Here is a 21,261-nt window from a genome sequence, read left to right on the forward strand (position 1 = left end):
AATCCCTCTCTTGAAAAGAGAGGGACTTTGAAAATAGAGAGAAAGTCGGGGGATGAGTTCGGTTGTTTTAAAGAACTTTTTACACAGTCTCAATTCCTTCAGAATAAGATTTCAAGATTTTAGTTGTTACAGGTTTCAAGTTGCATGTTGCAGGTTATATGTTAACATAACTCAGTAAGATTAAATTAATTCGTTTTTCATTTAGCATTGAATAAATTTATTTCATACAAGTTAATACATTGTTTTTTAATTTTGAGTTAATAAATTATTACAGGTTACTTTATGAATACAATTGAATTAATTCGTAAAAAACGTGAGGGCAAACAACTATCAAAAGAAGAAATTGAATATCTTGTTATAAATTTTACAAAAGGGAAAATTCCTGATTATCAATTCTCTGCTTTTTTAATGGCTGCTTTTCTAAATGGACTTGATAAAAAAGAAACAAATTATCTTACTCTTGCAATGTTGAACAGCGGAAAAATAGTTGACTTATCTTCAATCAAAGGAAAGAAAATAGATAAGCATTCAACAGGTGGAGTCGGCGATAAAACTTCTTTGATAATTACTCCTATTGTTGCTGCTGCAGGAGTGAATGTCCCAATGATAAGCGGAAGAGGATTAGGTCATACAGGAGGAACTCTTGATAAACTTGAATCAATACCTGGTTTTAAAACATCACTTAATTTAACTCAATACAAAAACATAATTAAAAAATGCGGCGCTGTAATGATTGGACAAACAAAAGATATTGCACCCGCAGATAAATTAATCTATGCTTTGCGTGATGTTACAGCTACTGTTGAATCAATCCCATTTATCACTGCAAGCATTATGAGTAAAAAATTAGCTGAAGGAATAGATGGACTTGTTCTTGATGTAAAAACCGGCTCGGGTGCATTCATGAAAAAATACGAAGATGCTCTCGAACTTGCTGATTCATTAACAAACACTGCAAAAGCATTTAAGAAAAATGTAATTGCTTTTATTACCGACATGAATCAACCTCTGGGAAATTATATTGGCAATTGGCTGGAAGTTTATGAATCAATAAAAATATTACAGGGAGAAAAAGTTGACGATTTACTCGAGCTGAGTTTAAATCTTGCTGGTGCTATGATTTATTTGGGGAATAAAGCTTCTTCAGTAGAAGAAGGAAAAGAAATTGCCGAAGAAATTATTTTAAGTGGCAAAGCTTTCAATAAATTTCTTGAGATTGTTAAGCTTCAAGGTGGAGATATTTTTTATTTGAAAAATCCCGATAATTATCCCAAATCGAAATACCATGAAAAAATTTACTCGGATAAAAGTGGATATATTCAAAGCATCGATACTTATGAAATTGGTATTGCTTCATTAGAACTTGGTGCAGGAAGATTAACAAAAGAAGATAAAATTGATTCCAAAGCAGGTATTATTTTTTATCCTAAAATTGGAGATAAAATAAAAAGAGGCGATATTATTGCAGAAATTTTTACGGATAGAAAAGAAAGCATTGATAGCGCAAAGAAAAGAATTTTATCTTCAATAAATATTTCCAAAGGTAAAACTAAAAGAAGCAAGTTGATTAAATTGATAATAACATAAGAAATTTTTTTTTTCAACTCATTAATAATTAAATAAAATATGGCAACACCAAAGAAAATAAAATTGCATAATCAAGATTATTTAGAAATTGAATGGGATAACGGTAAAGTGTATAAGTACCCATTAAAATTTTTGCGCGATGAATCGCCTGATGCAGGAAATAAAGGAGAAACAATTTTGTGGAAGCATTATTCACCACCGCCACAGGGACCAGATAAACCCGGGAAATATGAAATCGAAAAAATTGATCTCGTTGGAAATTATGCTATTCAAATTACATGGAAAGATGGATATAACTTCGGAATATATTCGTGGGATTTACTTGAAAGATTTGGTGAATATCTCGAAGTAAAAAATAATTTGCATCAGGATTTTGATAATCATTGATTAGTATAGCATAAGTAAAAAAATCATTGCAATAATTTTAATATGTTAGAATAATAGAAGGTGTTTCACAAAAATGAATTCTTCTAATACAAAATGGGCTTCAGCCTCATTTACATTGAAAAGTGATTGTTATGCTGCAGAGAGTTGTTTCGAGAACAACATTTTAAATGGCATGCAGGCTTTGCTGATTAAAGAAGATTTCCACAGATTTATTGTTTGGAATGATGGCACTAAGAAGCGAGCCCATTTTTCCATCATTCCATTTTCCCAATTTTCAAGTTTTGAATGACCTACGCTGTTAATGTTACTCAATTTTTTCTGATAAGGATTTTATTCTCTATTAAAACAAATTATCACATTCCTAAAATTCTTTTAATATGATTTTCGTATGTAATCTTTGGTACTAAGCCTTCGTAACTGGCAACAATTTTTCCTTCTTTATCAATTACAAAAGTTGTTGGTATTGCTCTGATTCCGCCATACTGCATGTAAACAGTTTGATTACCATAAACAACAGGATAATTAATTCCCTTTTCTTTCATGAAAGGAATAACTTCATCTTTAGTATCAGTATCAACAGAAATACCAACTATTTCAACTCCCTTTGAGCCGTAACGTTTTTTAATATCAATTAAATCAGGAATTCCTTTTCTGCATGGTGGACACCATGTTGCCCAGAAATCTAATATAACAACCTTACCTCTTAAACTGGAAAGTTTAAGCATTTTGCCGTCTGTAGTTGGCAATGTAAAATCAGGTGCAAGTACACTGCTCTTTTGTGCTGCAGGAACATAGTTTGGAGGATATGGTCCCTGTTCTGGTTCACTTCCACTGTTATTAACAACAAATAAAACAATAATTAATGCTATAAAAAAACCTGTATAAATCCAGCTGCGCTGTTTTTTTGTTAAGCCTTTTGATTCGTTTATTTTTTGTTGTTTCATTGTTCACTCACTTTTTTATTAAAGTTGTTAAACTAAAATAAGAATTATATTCCATTCAATGAAAGTATGATTTTTTTACTCAACAATTTATTCTGCTGAAGTTGAATACTTTTGATTTAATTCTTCAACAAATTTTTCAATATCATTTTCTGTAAACCCTTTTTCTTTAGCAGCTGTTTCAAGCGTTCCCCAAATCGGTTCCCCACACTGCAGGCATCGAATTCCTTTTTCCATTAAATAAGTTACTGCAGGTGGAAAAAGTTCTACCAAATCTTCAATGTAAATGTCTTTAGTGATTTTTTGTTCCATCATCAACTTTCTTTTTGTTTGGAATTGCCCATATTAAACCAATTACAGCTCCATACAAAGTTGATATGTATGGATTACTGCTAATTGGACAAGCACCATTATAACATCCAACAAAGTAATAATATGCATATCCCAAAACAGCGCCAATCAAAACTGGAATTATTTTATTTACTCTGAACATTATACATTAACAATATTTAATGCTTCTTTTACTTTATCGAGAACCATATATTCAGGAGCAGCACCTTCGATAAATGTATTTTCATTAATTACTGTTCTTGGAACTCCACGCACATTGTATCTTTGTGAAAGATGAGGAAACTCTGTTGCTTCAATCATGTCGCTTTTTATTTTATCATTTAAGTAAGCAAATCTATGTGCAGTAATAACTGCTTGAGGACAATAAGGACATGTTGGTGTAACAAAGACCTGCATGTGGACATCAGAATTAATTTTTTTAACATCTTCTTCAAATTCTTTGGAATATCCTGTGTTCCCTGTGCCGAGCATTTTTATGTCTTCAAGCAGAGATGCAAATTCGTAACCGCTTGGTATTCCATAAAATTTGATTCCATAATCTTTTCCATTTTCATCAAGCAACACAGTTGCGGGAATTTTATCAACTCCATACTTTGCTGCATCATCCTTATCGATAACAAAATTTTTAACATCAAGAGAAAGTTTATCTGAAACTTCAACAAGTTCGGAAAGAATTGCTCTGGTTTCTTTGCAATACATGCATTCAAGTTCCTGAGTGAAATAAACTATTTTCACATTCTTTGTTAGAACCGATAATTCTTTCTGAAGTTCTGTTCTTAATTGATCGTCTATGTACATTTTTACCTCATTTTATAATTTTCATAAGATTTGATGATGAAAATAATAAAAGGGTTCAACAAAAATTATTTTTTACCATCACCCCATTTAAGCACTTCTATTTTTACTTGAGTCAATCCTTCTCTTACAAAGTCAAGTTCTTTTGCAGCAGCATACGAAAGGTCAATTATTCTATCTTTAAATAACGGCATTCTGTCATTTATTCTTAATATAATACTTTTATTGTTTGAAAGATTTGTTACTCTCACAATTGTGTTCATTGGATAAGAAATATGTGCAGCAGAAATTTTATTCATGTCAAAAATTTCACCTGAATAAGTTATTCTACCATGATATTTATCAGCATAATAAGAAGCTGTGCCATAAGTAATTTCAAGAGGTGTTAAATTTTCGTATTCCGATAAATCTTCTATAATTTCTGCTTCTGTACTTTTTGTTGTAAACCGTGGCGCAGATGAACACGCAGTAATAAAAATAATTATGATACTTAACTTAAAGAATAGTAATTTTCCCATGAACTTATGAATTTCATTCATTATAAGATAAGTATTAATTTTTATTTGTGTAATAATAAATTAATAGGATAACCAAGTTGAACGAGTTCTGGAATTATATATTCATTACTGCTACTGCTATTTCTTCGTTGGGACTGATATTTATAATTTATTCAAGGACTGTTTTTAACATAACAACTAGGCTTTTTATATTGACTTTAATTCTTGTTATAGCATATTTAATTTCGCACACAGTTCATTTTATAATAATGCCATCTCACGATGTTACATTGCTCGATAAATCATGTCATTCTCTTTTGCTTACTATTTTGGTATCGTTAACATTTCTAACTTTTAACTATCCTGTTCCTCAAAAAACACCTGTGTTAAATTTATTAATCATCATTCCATCTGTCATTATCTTAATTCTTTTATGGAAAGGAACTTTGATTTCTGAATCTTATGTTCATGGCAAGCATTTTATTGCACAATTCACTCCATATTACATTCTTTATATAATCTGGTATCTGGCATTAATTATAATCAGCATCATCTCAATTATTTCAAAATATAAAAGTCATTACGATTTTAATGTTCGCAAACAATTACTTTTATTTCTTTTTGGTTTAATAATAACAAACATAACAACTTTTATATTTGGAATATTTTTGCCATGGATTCTTGGGTTCTATTATCTTGTCGAAATTAGTCCTTTAGCCTTTTTGATAGGATTAATTTTTTTCGGTTCAATTGCAATTGGGAAATATAAAATGTTCCCTGCAGCAATTGAAAAGGTTCATTCATTCAGCTTAAATAAAAAAATATTCTTTTCTGCTTTAGTAATTATTCCAATCATAATATTGCTTGTACAAATTCCGTTAAGCAGAATTTTATTTAATATCAATTCACACGAAGAACTTATTGATTTATTTTTCTACAGTTTATTTACAGGTTTAACAGTTAGTCTTGCGCTTTCTTTTATTATATCAAGAATTATAGCTCAGCCAATTATTATTCTTAAAGAAAAAGTTTTAGAAATTGAAAAGGGAAATTACAATGTTAATGTTAATCTGAAATCATCAGATGAAATTGGCGAACTTGCAGAGGCAGTAAACAGCATGGCTGCAACATTGAATAAAAATAAACTTGAATTGCAACATCGTGAAGAAAGAATTTCAATTCTTCTTAATGCATTTGAAAAATCTTTAGCAGCCATTGCTATTGTAGATACCAATTTTAAAATTATTGAAGCTAACACACAGTTTTATAATATCCTGGAAAAATCTAAAGAGAATTTAAAACCTTCTACGATTGACGATTTACAATTTCACAAATCATCAGAATTATTCAAAAATATTATTGAAGAAGTAAACAATAAAAATGTTTTCATAGGTGAAATTAAAATTGAACTTGATAATAAAAAGAACAAGGATTTGCTTTTGTCTGTTACAAAAATTTATTCACCAAATTCTGAATCAAATGGTTATTTATTTGTTGAAATAGATATTACAGACAAAAAGAAATTGGAAGCCGAGATACTGCGTTCTGAAAAATTAGCTGCATTGGGAAAAATGTCTGCAATACTTGCTCACGAAATCAAAACTCCTTTAACATCAGTAAAAATGAATGTGGATATTTTAAGTCAAACATTAAATCTAAATGATGATGATAAGGAATGTTTTGAAATTATTAAGAAAGAGACAAATCGATTAACTCAGCTTGTAAAAGAAGTTCTGCAATTTTCTAAAACATCTGAATTGAATCTATCAAAAGTAAATTTGAAACTCTTTATCGAAGACATCTTTCAACTTGCAAAGGCAAATAATTTATATAAACAAATTGCATTCATAAATGAAACTGATGATATAGATATTTTTGTTGATTCAGATAAATTCAAGCAAGTGTTGTTGAATTTAGTTCAAAATTCTATTGATGCAATTGTAAATGAAGGAATAATTCATTTGAGTTCACAAGTAAATGAAGATGAGATTTTAATTTATGTTAAAGATAATGGAATCGGAATTGAAGACCAGGAAAAAATTTTCGATCCATTTTTTACTACGAAAGCATCAGGTACAGGTCTTGGTTTATCAGTATCCCAAAAAATAATTGAACAACATGGCGGAACATTAAGATTGATTTCTTCAAAAGCAGGCGAAACAATTTTTGAAATAAAATTGCCCTTTAAAAATGAAAGAAAAAATTTTAGTAATTGACGATGACGAATCAATTCGTCAAACATTAACTAATTTCCTGAAAAGACTTGATTTCACAGTCTTTGCTGCTGAAAATGGAACAGCAGGATTAGAATACTTGCAAAAGTATTTTCCTGATTTAATTATTTCGGATATAAAGATGCCGGGTTTATCTGGACTGGAGGTTTTAAAGAAATCAAAAGAAATAGATCCTCATACAAAAGTTATTTTAATTACAGCACATGACGACGCACAAACAACAATTGAAGCAATGCAGTATGGAGCTTATGATTATCTCGAAAAACCTTTGGATATAGAACGTCTTAGAGTAACAATAGCACGTGCACTCGAATCAAAAATATTAAGCGAAAGAATTGATTCTTTTATCGAAGAAGAAGCTCAAGAATTTCAACCTGAAAAAAGAATTATTGGCAAATCTGCAGCTATGAGAGAAGTTTACAAATTAATAGGACAGGTATCGAATAATCGTGTTACAGTGCTTTTATTAGGAGAAAGCGGAACAGGAAAAGAACTTGTTGCAAAATCAATTCATTACAGCGGTATTACAAAAAATCAGCCGTTTGTTGCTGTAAACTGTACTGCAATTACAGAATCACTTTTGGAAAGTGAATTATTTGGTCATGAAAAAGGTGCATTTACAGGAGCTGATAGAACAAAAAAAGGAAAATTCGAATTGGCAGGAGAAGGAACAATCTTTCTTGATGAAATTTCTGAAATGTCGCCGCACTTACAAGTGAAACTACTGCGTGTTCTTCAAGAAAGAGAATTTGAAAGAGTTGGCGGCGAAACTGTAATTCCAATGAAAGCCAGAATCATTGCTGCAACTAATCGAAATCTTGAACAGCTTGTTAAAGAAAATAAATTTAGAGAAGATTTGTATTACAGATTGAATGTTGTTACAATTAAAATTCCTCCATTGAGAGAAAGAAAAGAAGATATTCCACTTTTAGTAAATTATTTCTTAACGAAGATAAATAGAGAACTTCATAAAAATGTTACGAAAGTTCCAGATGATGTTATGTTGATGCTGAAAAATTATGACTGGATTGGCAATGTTCGTGAGTTAGAGAATACTTTAATTCAAGCCGTTGTGCTTTCAACTGATGATGTTCTTCATAAAGAAAATATTTTGTTAAGAAAATCTTTCAGCGATAGTTCAGAAAAAGAAGAATATTTATTGCCGCTTCACGAAGTTGAAAAGAGGCATATAAAATTAGTTCTTGATTATACAAACTGGAATAAACCCAAAGCTGCAGAAATACTTGGAATTTCTCTTCCAACACTTTATAATAAAATTGAGAATTATAAAATCTCGAAGTAAGATAGAAAATAGAATAAGCGTTACCCTTTTTGGTTGTTAATATTGATAAAGCATAATGAAAGGTAATAAATTACACTGATTAACAGAATTTTAGTTTTCTTAATGGAGTAAAAATCAACTACTAAGTGAAACATAGATTTTATTTTTTGTATGACTTCGTGGTTCTCCGTGACAAACTCCGTGATACTCCGTGTAAAAAGAAAAATTACACAGAGAACCATAGAGATATCACAGAGATCCTTAGAGAACATAGAAAATTTCGATAACACTAAATGAGAAAATACTGAAGCTGCTTACAAACTCGAGATTCCTCTTCTAACGTTTTATAATAAAATTGAATTTTACAATTAATTTTTTTGTATATTTCAAAAAAATGAAAGATAACAATATGAAAAAAATAATAAGTGTACATATATTCAAAGGGGAAAAATATTTTGTAGCTGAATGTGCTGATTTGCCAATTGTAACACAAGGTTTAACTTTAGATGAACTTGTTAAGAATTTGAAAGAAGCTATTGAACTTCATCTCGAAAATGAAAATTTGGAAGAACTTGATATCGCACCAAATCCAACAATTATTGCAAATATAGAATTAGATAGTTTAATATATGCCTAAACTCAAAGTCCTATCTGGTGAGGACTTAATTAAGATTTTTCAAAAATTTGGTTTTATTATTGAGAAGCAAAAAGGAAGTCATGTTAAATTAAGTCGTTATTTAAATGATAACACTAAGCAATCAATAACAATCCCGAATCATAAGGAAATAGATAAGGGAACATTAAAAGCAATAATAAGACAAGCTTCGAAATTCATCTCTGAAGCTGAATTAAAAAATCATTTCTTTTCCGAATAATTCTAATTTAAGAATTGAAATATAAATCTCATTTTCTTCGTGGCTCTCCGTGAAAATCTCAGTGGCTCTCCGTGTAAGAAAAAAATTACACTGAGAACCACAGAGATATCACAGAGAACCTCGGAGAACATAGTATCAGTAAGTTTTTTCAATTCATTAATTCATTTAAAAATTTTAAACCCATTTAAAATTTTTTAAATAGCCTATCAATTACCATCACAAAACAAGTCTAAAATAGAACATTTTACAGGCATAAACTTTGTAATTCATATTTGCTATGAATAACACTTTAACAAATATCATCTGGTTAATTATTTATTTCATAATCATTATTGGAATTATGCTAATCTTAATACGAATCAACAAAATCAAACAATGAATTCAGGAAAACTTATGAGAAGAACCTCAATTATTATTTTAATCCTATTATCACTATTTGACATATCAAAAGCTCAAGTCCAAAAAACTTATCTTGATTCTTTAATAACAGAAGCACTTCAAAATAATCCTCAACTTAAGGCAGCTCAAAATCAATTTCTTAGTACTCAGAAAAAGATAAAACAAGTTACTGCATGGGATGCCCCTCAAGTTGGAATCGAATTCTTCCAGCTTCCAATTCAATCTTTTCCAAATCCATTAAAAAATAATATGGAGACAGATTATTTCGTTCAACAGATGATACCGTTTCCCGGTAAACTAAAAGCAATGGGATTATCTGCAACTTATAATTCTAACATGTATGAAGAGCAATTCAATGCACTAAAGAATAAAATAATAAGAGATTTAAAAAGTGCTTACTATGAACTTTATCTTGTTCAAAGAAAAATTGAAATCAACAAAGAGAATCAGGAATTATTGAAGCAGTTTATTGAAATAGCTACAAAGCAATATGAAGTTGGTATGGGAAAGCAGCCCGACATCATTCGTGCACAAACAGAGCTTTCTTCATTGATTAATGATGAAGTAAATCTTTATAAAGAAAAGAGAGATGTTGAAACGATGCTAAATACAATTTTAAATCGTCCACCTTATCAGCCTTTTAAGGAGATTGATAGTATATATGAAGCTATTCCAGAATTTAATTATCAACAGCTTCTTCCAATTGCTTTGTCGTATAGACCTGAATTGAAAGGGATGAAATTCAACATTGAAATGTATAAAAGTGAATTGAAAGCATCTGAGTTAGAATTCTATCCAGATATCATGGTAAAAGTAATGTATAAAAATATGACTGATACCAAGAACGATTTTTGGTCTGCTATGGTAGGTGTAAATGTTCCGATTGCATTTTGGTCGAAAGATAAGTACAGCGGAAAGGTCGAAGAAAATCAGTTGAATATCAAAACAGCCGAAGAGCAATTCAATTCTATGAAAAATATGATTTCTTATGAAGTCCAAAATGCTATTGTCAAATTAGAAACAAACAGAAATTTATATAACCTCAATAAAAACACTGTGATACCGCAAGCTGAACAAACACTTCAATCAACCTTGGCAGCATATAAAACAGGTAAGACCGAGTTCTTAATGTTAATCGATGCATACAGAATGCTTTTTATGGCAAAGTTAGATTTTTATATGAGCGAAATGAATTTAATGTTAGCAAAAGCACAGCTTGAACAAGCGGTTGGTTTATCAATCAATGAAATTGTAGAAAATATAGATAGAAATTAAAAGGAGATTTTATAATGAAAAAAATAATTATAACTGCAATAGTCTTCCTTATTGTTGGATTAGGTATTGGATGGCTCGTCTTTAAATCAAGTACGTCATCTGTTCAAGAAAAAGAAAGAAAAATTTTATACTATCGTAATCCAATGGATCCAACTCAAACTTCTCCTACACCTAAAAAAGCACCTGATGGAATGGATTACGTTCCTGTTTATGCTGATGAAGAATCTAAAAGCGGCGAAAAGAAAATTGCTTATTATAAAGACCCTATGCATCCATGGTACACTTCGGATAAACCAGGAATTGCGCCAGACTGCGGAATGGAATTAGTTCCAGTCTATGAAGGTGAAAGTGATGTTCAAGGAATTAAAATCGATCCAGTTGTAGTTCAAAATATTGGTGTGCGCGTTGAAACAGTAAAAAGACAAAAGATGCAAAAAGTAATTAGAACTACAGGTAAAATTGATTATGATGAAACAAAAGTTACAACTATCACAACAAAAATTATGGGCTGGGTTGAAAAACTATATGTTGATTACACGGGCAAATATATCAGTAAAGGTCAACCGCTGTTTGAAATTTACAGTCCTGAACTTGTAAGTACACAAGAAGAATATCTTCAGGCAATTCGTTATCTAAAAAAAGTATCTCAAAGTTCGAGTGATGTAAAAGAAGGAGCTCAAGAATTGGTTAATAGTGCCAAGAGAAGATTGCTCTACTGGGATATTTCAGAAAAAGATATTGAAGAAATTGAAAGAAATAATGCTCCTAAAAAAACTCTTACTATTTATTCGCCAGTCAATGGAATTGTTGTTGAAAAGATGATTTATCAAGGCAAACAAATTATGGCTGGGATGGAATTATATAAAGTTGCCGACCTTTCGACAGTCTGGGTTATGGCTGATATCTATCAAATGGATTTACCGTGGATTAAGTTAGGCCAAAAAGTTGAATTGGAATTATCTTACTTGCCAGGCAAAACTTATCAAGGCAAAGTAACTTACATTTATCCTTTCTTAAACGAAGAAACAAAAACTATAAAAGTAAGAACCGAAGTAAGAAATACATCAAATTATGATTTTAAACCTGGAATGTTTGCTACAGTTAAATTTGTCTCCCCCGTTTCTGTTGATGCTATTGTTGTTCCAAATCAGGCAATTATCCGCTCTGGCGAAAGAAATATAGCTGTAATTTCATTAGGCGGCGGTTACTTCGAACCAAGAGAAGTTAAATTGGGTGTTGAATCGGATGGATTAGTTCAGATACTTGAAGGTATTCAAGAAGGTGAAAAAATTGTTGTCTCTTCTCAATTCTTGATTGATTCGGAAAGCAATCTTAAAGCAGCAATTCAGCAAATGAGCGGTCATAAAGGAATGGATATGAGCCTGCCTACCGACAAGGCAGGCAAACCTATGGAACAGCAAAAGTCTTCGGAAGACCACAGCAAAATGAATATGGATGAAAAAGAGAAACAAAAGAATGATGGAAAATCAAAAAAATTAGAAATAACTCATGAAGACGATGATAATTCAATAATTCGCAAAGGAGTTATTGATGTAAATGCAATTGATAAAAATAAAGATGGTAAACTTTATCAAGACATTATGGATTGGAATGTAATTTCTGATAAACCAGGTAAATGCCCAATATGCGGTATGACACTCAAAGAATTTACAATTGACGAAGTTAAAGCTAATCTTGAGAAACATGGGTTTGAGTATAAAAAATAGAATCAGAAGAATAATAGCGTATTTGAACTCAACCCCCATCCCCTTCTCTTGGGAAGAGAAGGGGTGGCTTCCCACTCTTTTCCATACTTGTATGCTTACAAAGGCAGATAGTAATTTAGGGTGGGTTAATTAATAAGGTAAACAATTATGAGCTTAAACAACAAAACAAAATTAGTACAAATTGCAAAGTCAATCTGTAGAGAATTAAGAAAAAATCAAACAGAAGCAGAAAAAATATTTTGGCGAGTTGTACGCAATAGAAAATTTTGTGGTAAAAAATTTTATCGTCAATACCCAATCTTTCATGATATAACTGGTAAAGAAACTTTTTTTGTTGCCGATTTTTATTGTCACGAGGCTAAGTTAATTATTGAACTTGATGGTAAAATACATCAATACAGACTAAAGGAAGATAGTACAAGAACAAAAGTCATAAATCATCTAGGAATAAGAGTCATAAGATTTAAGAATGAAGAAATAATCAATAATCTATCAAATGTATTGGATGAGTTAAAAAAATATCTTGAAAATTAATAAATGTAAAACCTATCATCTTTTTAATTTTTTAATGAAAAGATGTTTGAAAATTATTTGGTATTTGAACTTAACCCCCATCAACAATTGGTGAGAAAACGGGAAAAAGTCCCTCTCTTTTTAAGAGAGGGATTTAGGGTGAGTTTTTTAATTGAATAACGGTTAACTTTAGTCAATCTTCAAATTTACTTAACAAGTCAAATAATGTATGATAAAACATAAATTTACATTGGAGTAAAAATGTTACAAAAAATAATTGAGTTTTCTGTAAAGAATAAATTTCTCGTCATACTCGCAACAGCTTTTATAATTGGTATTGGAATCTATTCTTTAGTGAATACTCCTGTAGATGCTATTCCAGATTTGAGTGATGTACAAGTTATAATTTATACAGAATATCCCGGACAATCACCAAGAATAGTAGAAGACCAGGTTACCTATCCTTTAACCACAGCAATGGTCTCTGTGCCAGGTTCTAAAGTAGTGCGGGGTTATTCATTTTTTGGTTTCTCACTTGTTTATATAATTTTTGAAGATGGAACTGATATTTATTGGGCAAGAAGTAGAGTATTAGAATATCTTAACTATGCACAAAAAAGACTTCCCCCTAACGTAGTTCCTACTTTAGGTCCAGATGCAACAGGTGTCGGCTGGGTTTATGAATATCAGCTTACATCAAATAAAAGGTCCCTTCAAGAACTTCGGTCAATTCAAGATTGGTATCTAAAATATGCACTCTCTTCTGTTGAAGGTGTAGCTGAAGTAGCAAGTATTGGTGGATATGTTAAACAGTATCAAGTAACAGTTGACCCTGCAAAATTGTTAGCCTATAACATTCCAATCGATATGATTGAAATGGCAATTAAAAAATCGAATAACGACGTCGGTGGTGAAGTAATTGAAATGGGTGAAATGGAATTTATGGTGCGAGGACTTGGCTATATCAAATCAATTGAGGATGTTGAAAATATTCCATTGATGGTAGATAAAAGAACTAATACACCTGTCTACTTAAAAGATGTTGCAGATGTTACGATTGGTCCATTAATGAGAAGAGGTTTAGCAGAATCCAATGGCGAAGGCGAGGTTGTTGGTGGCATTATTGTAATGAGGTATGGACAAAATGCTCTTAAAGTTATTGAAGGAGTAAAAAAGAAAATCGAAGAATTAAAAGCTGGTCTTCCATCAGATGTAAAAATTGAACCCGTTTATGATAGATCAGGATTAATTGAAAGGGCTATTGATACATTAAAAGAAAAACTTATTGAAGAAATATTAATTGTGGCTCTGGTTTGTATAATATTTTTAATGCATGCAAGAAGTGCGTTTGTAGCAATCTTTACATTGCCCACAGCTATATTAATGTCTTTTATAATAATGCGATGGCAGGGAATTAATGCAAACATAATGTCATTAGGTGGAATTGCAATTGCAATTGGTGCAATGGTGGATGCTGCAATTATTATGATTGAAAACGCACATAAACATATTGAACACGAAGCACTAAAACCGCCCGAAGAACGAAGAAATCGCTGGCAAATAATTATTGATGCATCGAAAGAGGTGGGACCATCGTTATTCTACTCATTACTTGTTATAACTGTATCTTTTATTCCAGTATTTACACTCGAAGCCCAAGAAGGCAGATTATTCAGACCATTAGCATTCACAAAAACATATTCAATGGCTGCTGCTGCAATTCTATCAATAACAATTGTTCCTATTCTGATGGGTTATTGGATTCGTGGTAAAATATTGCCGGAAGAAAAAAATCCTATTAACAGGTTTCTTATTAAAATATATCATCCTGTTGTTGATTTTGTAATAAAGTACAACAAAGCTGTAATTGTTGCTGTATTAATTATTCTCGGCTTAACAATAATTCCGTTCAAAAAAATTGGTTCTGAATTTATGCCTCCACTTTATGAAGGTGATTTACTTTACATGCCCACAACAATGCCGGGAATATCAATTACAAAAGCAAAAGAATTGTTACAGCAAACAGATAAAATCATAAAACAATTTCCAGAAGTTCATCATGTATTTGGCAAAATTGGACGTGCAGAAACTGCAACCGATCCAGCTGGTCTTGATATGATTGAAACTACAATAATGTTAAAACCAGAAAGTGAATGGCGCCCAGGGATGACACCAAAAAAACTTATTGATGAAATGGATCGTGCAATTCAATTCCCAGGTGTAACAAATGCATGGACAATGCCTATTAAAACAAGAATTGATATGCTTGCTACTGGAATTAAAACACCAGTTGGAATTAAAATTTCTGGACCTGATTTGGATACACTGCAAGAAATTGGTAGAAAGGTGGAAGCTGTAATGAGAACAGTTCCCGGGACTCTAAGTGCCTTTGCAGAAAGAGCTGTCGGTGGTAATTATCTTGATATTGAAATTAATAGAAAAGAAGCTGCACGATATGGTTTGACGATAGATGACGTTCAAAAAGTTATTCAAACTGCAATGGGCGGTATGGCTGTTACAAATACAGTAGAAGGATTAGAAAGATATACTGTTAACCTCCGCTACAGCAGAGAATTACGAGATAATATTGATGCCTTAAAAAGAGTCTTGATTCCAACTCCAATTGGAGAACAAGTTCCAATAGGTCAACTTGCAACTTTTACACCACGCAAAGGTCCTATGGTTGTAAGAAGTGAGGATACACGTCCTAATGCATGGGTCTATGTTGATATAAAAGATATTGATGTAGGAACTTATGTTAAAAATGCTCAAAAAATAGTTGCTGAAAAAATTAAACTGCCTGCTGGTTATAATATCACATGGAGTGGTGAATATGAATATATGCTGCGTGCTCAAGAACGATTGATGTTAGTAATTCCGATGACTTTATTCATAATCTTTATAATCATTTATCTCAATACTCGATCGCTTACAAAAGTTGCAATTGTTTTTCTTGCTGTTCCATTCTCTTTAGTTGGTACTTTTTGGCTTCTTTATTTACTCGGTTACAATTTAAGTATTGCAGTTTGGGTTGGAATAATTGCTCTTGCCGGCTTAGATGCAGAGACCGGCGTAGTTATGTTACTTTATCTTGATATTGCATTAAAAGAATGGAAAGAAAAAGGTTTACTTACTGGATTGAAAGGACTTAAAGAAGCTATACATCATGGTGCTGTTAAACGTGTACGACCTAAAATTATGACTGCTTCTGTAATTATTGCTGGTTTAATTCCAATTATGTGGAGTCACGGAACTGGTGCAGATGTAATGAAACGAATTGCTGCTCCTATGCTCGGCGGTGTTGTTACTTCAGTATTGATGGAGTTAGCCGTTTATCCTGTAATTTATTACCTCTGGCGTTCATGGGAAATGAAAAAAGAAGCAAAGGAAAAAGGAATGGAGAATGTGTAAAAAGTACTTAAAACAACTAAACTCATCCCCCTATTTCGCTCTATTTTTCAAAGTCCCTCTCTTTTTAAGAGAGGGATTTAGGGTGAGTTATACATTAGCAAGATACTTTTTATGCAAGCTCAATAGTGTTAGAATCTTAAAAAAGGAATTTATATGACAGCTTAAGAAAAAATTATAAATGATAAAAAAGTAAAGAAGAAATAAAGAAGGAAAATTCTTACATGATTATTGACCATAATAAATCAGGCAAGTAAAATATTAATAAATAACAAATTACTATTAACAAATGAGCGTTAAAAACAAAGGAGTGTTAAAATGAAAACTTTAAAAGCATTGAGCAGTATTGCAGCAATTCTGTTTTTAGTTCTTGTTTCTGTAGTTGATGCACAAGATAAAAAAGATTCTACTAAGACAGACCATAAAATGATGAAACATGATCATTCAAAAATGCACGATATGATGAAAGACTCTACTCCGCATTCAAAAATGATAGATAAAGACAAAAAGAAATCCCCTTTAATTAGAGAAGGTGAAATTGATTTGAATGCAATTGATAAAAATAAAGACGGAAAAGTTTTCCAAGACCAAATGGATTTTAATGTAATTTCCGATAAACCTGGTGAATGTCCATTATGCGGAATGAATCTAAAAGAGGTAACTCTTCAACAAGCAAAAGAAAATTTACTCAAACATAATTTTAAGGTTAAAAATGGCGTAGAGCAGAAATAATCTGCTCTACTTTATATAGATGAATGGGGAGTGTCTAAAAATTAATGTTAATTTAAAAAATAGAACACAGAGGGCACAGATTTTAACGGACTTTCATAGATTATTAATTGAAAAATTACATTTAGACACTCCCCATTCGTTAATCTTTGAGGCTACATAAGATTGAAAAATAGAAAGAGATAGTTGAAAATATTTTATCGGAAACTTTTAGAAATTTATCTACTTGTTAACCGTAATTAAATCGTTATCATCTGAGTTCGATAGTACAGAAAATATTTTATTACTGCAGCATATGACTATGGAGAATCATTATCGAAATTTGAACATGGTCACCAAAATAAAAAGGAATAAAAGATGAGTTACTATTTCCCAAAATAGTTAATAACAGCTTTGAACAAGCAATTGAAAAAGTTACAACTGCGCTCAAAGCCGAAGGATTCGGTATCCTTACAGAAATTGATGTTAAGGAAACATTAAAAAAAAATTAGATGTCAATTTCAAAAAGTATAAAATATTAGGTGCATGCAATCACCCTTAGGCATACAAGGCTCTTCAGGCAAAAGATAAAATAGGAACAATGCTGCCATGCAATGTAATTGTTATCGAGCAGGTAAAACAAAATTGAAATTGTCTCTGTTGATCCTGTAGCAAATGCATACAATTAAAAATGAGGGACTCTGTTCTATAGCAGGAAAAATTCAAACTAAATTAAAGAAGTTAATTGATTCTCTCTAATTAATTTTCTTAATTTGTTATAAAGCGGTTACAATAAAATTCTTCTACGATAAAATTGTTTTAAGATATAGTTCCTATTTTTCATTTTAAAACTCTCATCGCATTCAAGATAGCTAATACCGCAACGACCATATCTCCAAATACTGCTTCCCACATTTGTTGCAATTCCAAATGTGCCGAGAAAAATGAAGAAAAATTTTACTTTCATTGCAAGGAAAATATTTTGCCAGATAATCTTTCGGGTTTTTTCTACATAAATCGTTGCTACAACCTGCAAAGGTAAATCCGGTCATAAGAACAACATCTGCGGTCTCAATTGCAGCATTGGAACCCAAAGCATCCATTGCTATTCCAACATCAGCATTAGCCATTACCGGCGAATCATTTATTCAATTTCAAACAGAAGCAATTTCATTTCCCTCTTAGTTTATAATTCTCTTTCAACTTCTTTTTTCTCAAACCATTTATAAAGTGTTGGTAAAACAAAGAGCGTTAATAGAGTTGAAGTTATTAAACCTCCAATAACAACAGTTGCAAGAGGTCTTTGCACTTCAGCTCCGGCGCTGGTTGATAATGCCATTGGAATAAATCCAAGAGAAGCAACTAAAGCAGTCATTAACACTGGTCTTAATCTGGTTGCAGCTCCTTCAATTACAGCATCTTCCAAAGACATTCCTTCTTGCCGTAATTTATTTATGAATGAAACCATCACAACTCCGTTCAATACAGCAACACCGAACAGCGCAATGAATCCGACTCCTGCAGAAATACTGAAGGGCATTCCACGCAGTAGTAAAGCAAACACACCGCCAACAATTGCAAAAGGAATTCCAGTATAAATTAACAAGGCATTTCTGATTGAACCGAATGAAATGAACAGAAGAATGAAAATAAGGAATAGAGCCAATGGGACTACAATCATTAATCTCTCTCGAGCGTTTTGAAGGTTTTCAAATGTTCCACCCCATTCTAAATAATAGCCAGTTGGTAGCTTAACTTGTTCATAAATTTTCTTTTCAGCCTCTTCGACAAAGCTTCCTATATCTCTGCCTCTTACATTTAGCTCTACAACAATTCTTCTTTGGCTGTGTTCTCTGCTTATCTGTGCCGGACCTTCTTCAACAAAAACATCTGCAATTTGACTAAGCGGTATTGTTGAACCGTTTGGTGATGGAACAAGGATATTTTTGATTGTTTCTATATCACTTCTTGCATCTGGTGCAAATCTTACGACCAAATCAAATCGTTTGTCGCCTTCAAATACTTTACCTGCTTCTTTACCTCCGATAGCTGTTTCAATTATTTGGTTTACATCAGCCACATTAATTCCGTAGCGTGCAATTTTATTCCGGTCAATCTTTATTTGAAGCTGTGGTAATCCGGTTATCTGTTCTGCTTTTACATCTTTGGCTCCGTTAATCCGACTAACAACCTTTACTATTTCATTGGCTTTCTCTTTTAAAACATTTAAATCTTCGCCAAAGAGTTTAATTGCAATATCTGATTTAACACCGGATATCAACTCTGCAACTCTTAATTGAATTGGCTGTGAGAAGCTATAAGCAATTCCAGGAATTTTATTAAGCTCTTTTTCCATAGCTTCAATCAATTCTGTTTTTGTTCTTCCTGTAGTCCAGTCTTCTTTAGGTTTAAGATTGATAATGATATCGCTCATCTCAACTCCCATTGGATCGGTTCCTATTTCTGCCCTTCCAGTTTTGGATACAACACTTTCAACTTCCGGAAATTTTAATATTTCCTTCTCAATCATTGTAGATGTTTCAATTGCAGTTGTCAGCGAAGCACTGGGTAATCTGAAAGCTTGAATTGCAATTGCTCCTTCATCTAATTGAGGTATAAATTCACTTCCTAAAAATGGAAAAATGATAAAGCTAATCAGAACAAGAACGCCTGATACGCTTACAACTAAAATTCTTTTATTTAATAATTTTTTTAGCAAAGGAACATAATATTTCTTTGCATAAATGATAATCGGACTCTCTCTTTCTTTTACTTTTTTCTTGAACATAATTGCAGACATTACGGGAACATAAGTTAAACTTAATATTAATGAACCGATAAGAGCATAAGTAACTGTAAATGCCATAGGTTTGAACATCTTTCCTTCAAGACCTGTCAAGGTCATTATAGGCAAATAAACAATAATGATTATGCCAACAGCAAATACAACTGGTCTTCCTACTTCTAAGGCAGACTCAAGTACGGTTTCGCTTGTGCTAACATCATTTTTTCTTTCGTGAAGTTTTCTGATTGCATTTTCAACCATTACTACAGCACCATCAACAATTAATCCAAAATCAATTGCGCCGAGAGACATTAAGTTGCCTGATACTCCGGTTGCCGTCATCATTATAACAGCGAAGAGCATTGATAGAGGAATAACAGAAGCCACAATAAAACCGCCACGAAGATTGAATAAAAGTAAAACAAGTATTGCAATAACTAATATTCCACCTTCCAATAAATTTTTTGCAACAGTCCAAATTGTTTTATTCACAAGCTCGGTTCTATCATAAAAAGGAACCATTTCAACATTTTCCGGCAAAGTTTTTCTAATACTTTCAACTTTATTTTTTACATTCTCAACAACTGTTCGGCTGTTAGCACCTTTAAGCATCATTACAATGCCGGCTGCAACTTCACCTTCTCCGTTCATTGTTACAGCACCTTGCCTTAATGCAGGTCCAAATTTTACATCAGCAACATTATGGATATAAATTGGCGTTCCATTGTTATCAGTCTTTACAATTATATTTTTTATATCATCTATATTTTGAACCAAACCGTTTCCACGAATTAAGTATTGCTCATTACTATGTTCAATGTATGCGCCCCCAGCATTGGAATTATTTTCTGCCACAGCCTCATAAACATCACGCAAGGTGATTCCATAACTAATAAGTTTCTGGGGATCAACTAAAACTTGATACTGCTTTTCAAATCCACCGAATGAATTTACTTCATTTACTCCTGGAACGGTGAGCAATTGTCTTTTGGCAACCCAATCTTGGAGCGTTCTCATTTCCATCAACTCAGTCGAATCTTGCTTAGTTTTTCCTTTGGGCTTAATCACATATTGATAAATTTCACCTAATCCAGTGCTGGTTGGACCCAAAACAGGTTTTCCAAGTTCTGCTGGTATTTCATTAGCTGCATTTTGCAGTCTCTCAAATACTAACTGCCTGGCAAAGTAAATATCAACATTTTCTTTGAATACAACAGTAACTAATGATAATCCAAATTTTGAGACTGAGCGAATTTCCTCAACATCCGGTAAACCATTCATTGCAACTTCAATTGGGAAAGTAATTGTTCGTTCAACCTCAACCGGCGCAAGTGTTGGAGAGGAGGTGAGAATTTGTACTTGAATGTTAGTTACATCCGGCACAGCATCAATAGGCAATTGTCTGAATGCAGCAATCCCTGCAGCTATTAAAATTATAACAGCAAAAACTATCAGTAATTTTTGTTTAAGAGAGAAGTGAATTATTTTTTCTATCAT

At 32.1% G+C, this 21,261-nt stretch carries 18 protein-coding genes and 2 pseudogenes; 12 read left to right on the forward strand and 8 right to left on the reverse strand.

Annotation, left to right across the window (positions count from 1 at the left end; genetic code table 11):
• Positions 1-282: 282 nt before the first annotated feature.
• Both AC27L2_RS09450 and AC27L2_RS09455 read left to right on the forward strand, forming a co-directional pair.
• Positions 283-1,587: a thymidine phosphorylase gene (locus tag AC27L2_RS09450; protein WP_487211521.1), complete on the forward strand. Its 1,305-nt coding sequence runs from the start codon at positions 283-285 to the stop codon at positions 1,585-1,587.
• Positions 1,588-1,626: 39 nt separating this feature from the next.
• Positions 1,627-1,974: a gamma-butyrobetaine hydroxylase-like domain-containing protein gene (locus tag AC27L2_RS09455; RefSeq protein WP_487211522.1), complete on the forward strand. Its 348-nt coding sequence runs from the start codon at positions 1,627-1,629 to the stop codon at positions 1,972-1,974.
• Between the two features lie 129 nt (positions 1,975-2,103).
• Here AC27L2_RS09455 and AC27L2_RS09460 read toward each other — a convergent pair whose 3' ends face one another.
• The 6 genes from AC27L2_RS09460 to AC27L2_RS09485 form a co-directional block, all read right to left on the reverse strand.
• On the reverse strand, positions 2,104-2,286 hold the full coding sequence (locus AC27L2_RS09460; RefSeq protein ID WP_487211523.1) for a hypothetical protein: 183 nt from the start codon (positions 2,284-2,286) through the stop codon (positions 2,104-2,106).
• Between the two features lie 41 nt (positions 2,287-2,327).
• Positions 2,328-2,918, reverse strand: a complete 591-nt coding sequence (locus tag AC27L2_RS09465) for a peroxiredoxin family protein (protein ID WP_487211524.1) — start codon at positions 2,916-2,918, stop codon at positions 2,328-2,330.
• An 87-nt stretch (positions 2,919-3,005) separates the two neighbouring features.
• The gene (locus tag AC27L2_RS09470; RefSeq protein ID WP_487211525.1) at positions 3,006-3,227 is read right to left on the reverse strand and encodes a DUF1858 domain-containing protein; all 222 of its coding nucleotides are present in this window, start codon (positions 3,225-3,227) and stop codon (positions 3,006-3,008) included.
• The gene (locus tag AC27L2_RS09475) at positions 3,208-3,408 is read right to left on the reverse strand and encodes a DUF6132 family protein (RefSeq protein ID WP_487211526.1); all 201 of its coding nucleotides are present in this window, start codon (positions 3,406-3,408) and stop codon (positions 3,208-3,210) included. Before AC27L2_RS09475 ends, AC27L2_RS09470 begins: the two co-directional genes overlap by 20 nt.
• A complete protein-coding gene (gene pdo / locus AC27L2_RS09480; protein ID WP_487211527.1) occupies positions 3,408-4,064 on the reverse strand; it encodes a protein disulfide oxidoreductase in 657 nt (218 codons plus the stop codon). The genes AC27L2_RS09475 and pdo overlap by 1 nt, the downstream gene beginning before the upstream one ends.
• Before the next feature lie 65 nt (positions 4,065-4,129).
• Complete coding sequence (locus AC27L2_RS09485) at positions 4,130-4,579, reverse strand: septal ring lytic transglycosylase RlpA family protein (protein ID WP_487211528.1); 450 nt, start codon at positions 4,577-4,579, stop codon at positions 4,130-4,132.
• Positions 4,580-4,656: 77 nt separating this feature from the next.
• Between AC27L2_RS09485 and AC27L2_RS09490 the strand changes: the two genes are divergently transcribed.
• From AC27L2_RS09490 to AC27L2_RS09535, 10 genes and pseudogenes are all read left to right on the forward strand, one after another.
• Positions 4,657-6,774, forward strand: coding sequence for a sensor histidine kinase (locus AC27L2_RS09490; protein WP_487211529.1), 2,118 nt, complete (start codon positions 4,657-4,659; stop codon positions 6,772-6,774).
• Positions 6,749-8,095, forward strand: coding sequence for a sigma-54-dependent transcriptional regulator (locus AC27L2_RS09495; RefSeq protein WP_487211530.1), 1,347 nt, complete (start codon positions 6,749-6,751; stop codon positions 8,093-8,095). The genes AC27L2_RS09490 and AC27L2_RS09495 overlap by 26 nt, the downstream gene beginning before the upstream one ends.
• A gap of 388 nt (positions 8,096-8,483) precedes the next feature.
• Positions 8,484-8,711 (forward strand): type II toxin-antitoxin system HicB family antitoxin, encoded by a 228-nt coding sequence (locus AC27L2_RS09500; protein WP_487211531.1) that lies wholly within the window; start codon positions 8,484-8,486, stop codon positions 8,709-8,711.
• Positions 8,704-8,949, forward strand: a complete 246-nt coding sequence (locus AC27L2_RS09505) for a type II toxin-antitoxin system HicA family toxin (protein ID WP_487211532.1) — start codon at positions 8,704-8,706, stop codon at positions 8,947-8,949. Before AC27L2_RS09500 ends, AC27L2_RS09505 begins: the two co-directional genes overlap by 8 nt.
• Positions 8,950-9,342: 393 nt before the next feature.
• A complete protein-coding gene (locus tag AC27L2_RS09510; RefSeq protein WP_487211533.1) occupies positions 9,343-10,623 on the forward strand; it encodes a TolC family protein in 1,281 nt (426 codons plus the stop codon).
• 14 nt (positions 10,624-10,637) lie between these two features.
• Positions 10,638-12,350 carry an efflux RND transporter periplasmic adaptor subunit gene (locus AC27L2_RS09515; RefSeq protein ID WP_487211534.1) on the forward strand — a complete coding sequence of 571 codons (1,713 nt, stop codon included), beginning with the start codon at positions 10,638-10,640 and terminating at the stop codon, positions 12,348-12,350.
• 147 nt (positions 12,351-12,497) lie between these two features.
• Positions 12,498-12,884 (forward strand): endonuclease domain-containing protein, encoded by a 387-nt coding sequence (locus AC27L2_RS09520; protein ID WP_487211535.1) that lies wholly within the window; start codon positions 12,498-12,500, stop codon positions 12,882-12,884.
• Between the two features lie 240 nt (positions 12,885-13,124).
• Positions 13,125-16,274: an efflux RND transporter permease subunit gene (locus tag AC27L2_RS09525; protein WP_487211536.1), complete on the forward strand. Its 3,150-nt coding sequence runs from the start codon at positions 13,125-13,127 to the stop codon at positions 16,272-16,274.
• A gap of 315 nt (positions 16,275-16,589) precedes the next feature.
• Positions 16,590-17,003: a heavy metal-binding domain-containing protein gene (locus AC27L2_RS09530; protein WP_487211537.1), complete on the forward strand. Its 414-nt coding sequence runs from the start codon at positions 16,590-16,592 to the stop codon at positions 17,001-17,003.
• A gap of 354 nt (positions 17,004-17,357) precedes the next feature.
• Positions 17,358-17,738 (forward strand): annotated as a pseudogene (locus tag AC27L2_RS09535) (DUF302 domain-containing protein).
• An 81-nt stretch (positions 17,739-17,819) separates the two neighbouring features.
• Here the strand turns inward: AC27L2_RS09535 and AC27L2_RS09540 are convergent.
• Both AC27L2_RS09540 and AC27L2_RS09545 read right to left on the reverse strand, forming a co-directional pair.
• Positions 17,820-18,127: pseudogene (locus tag AC27L2_RS09540) on the reverse strand (heavy metal translocating P-type ATPase); the annotation flags it as partial.
• A 38-nt stretch (positions 18,128-18,165) separates the two neighbouring features.
• Positions 18,166-21,261, reverse strand: coding sequence for an efflux RND transporter permease subunit (locus AC27L2_RS09545; protein ID WP_487211538.1), 3,096 nt, complete (start codon positions 21,259-21,261; stop codon positions 18,166-18,168).

It is taken from the genome of Rosettibacter sp. KY25 (genome assembly GCF_057554405.1).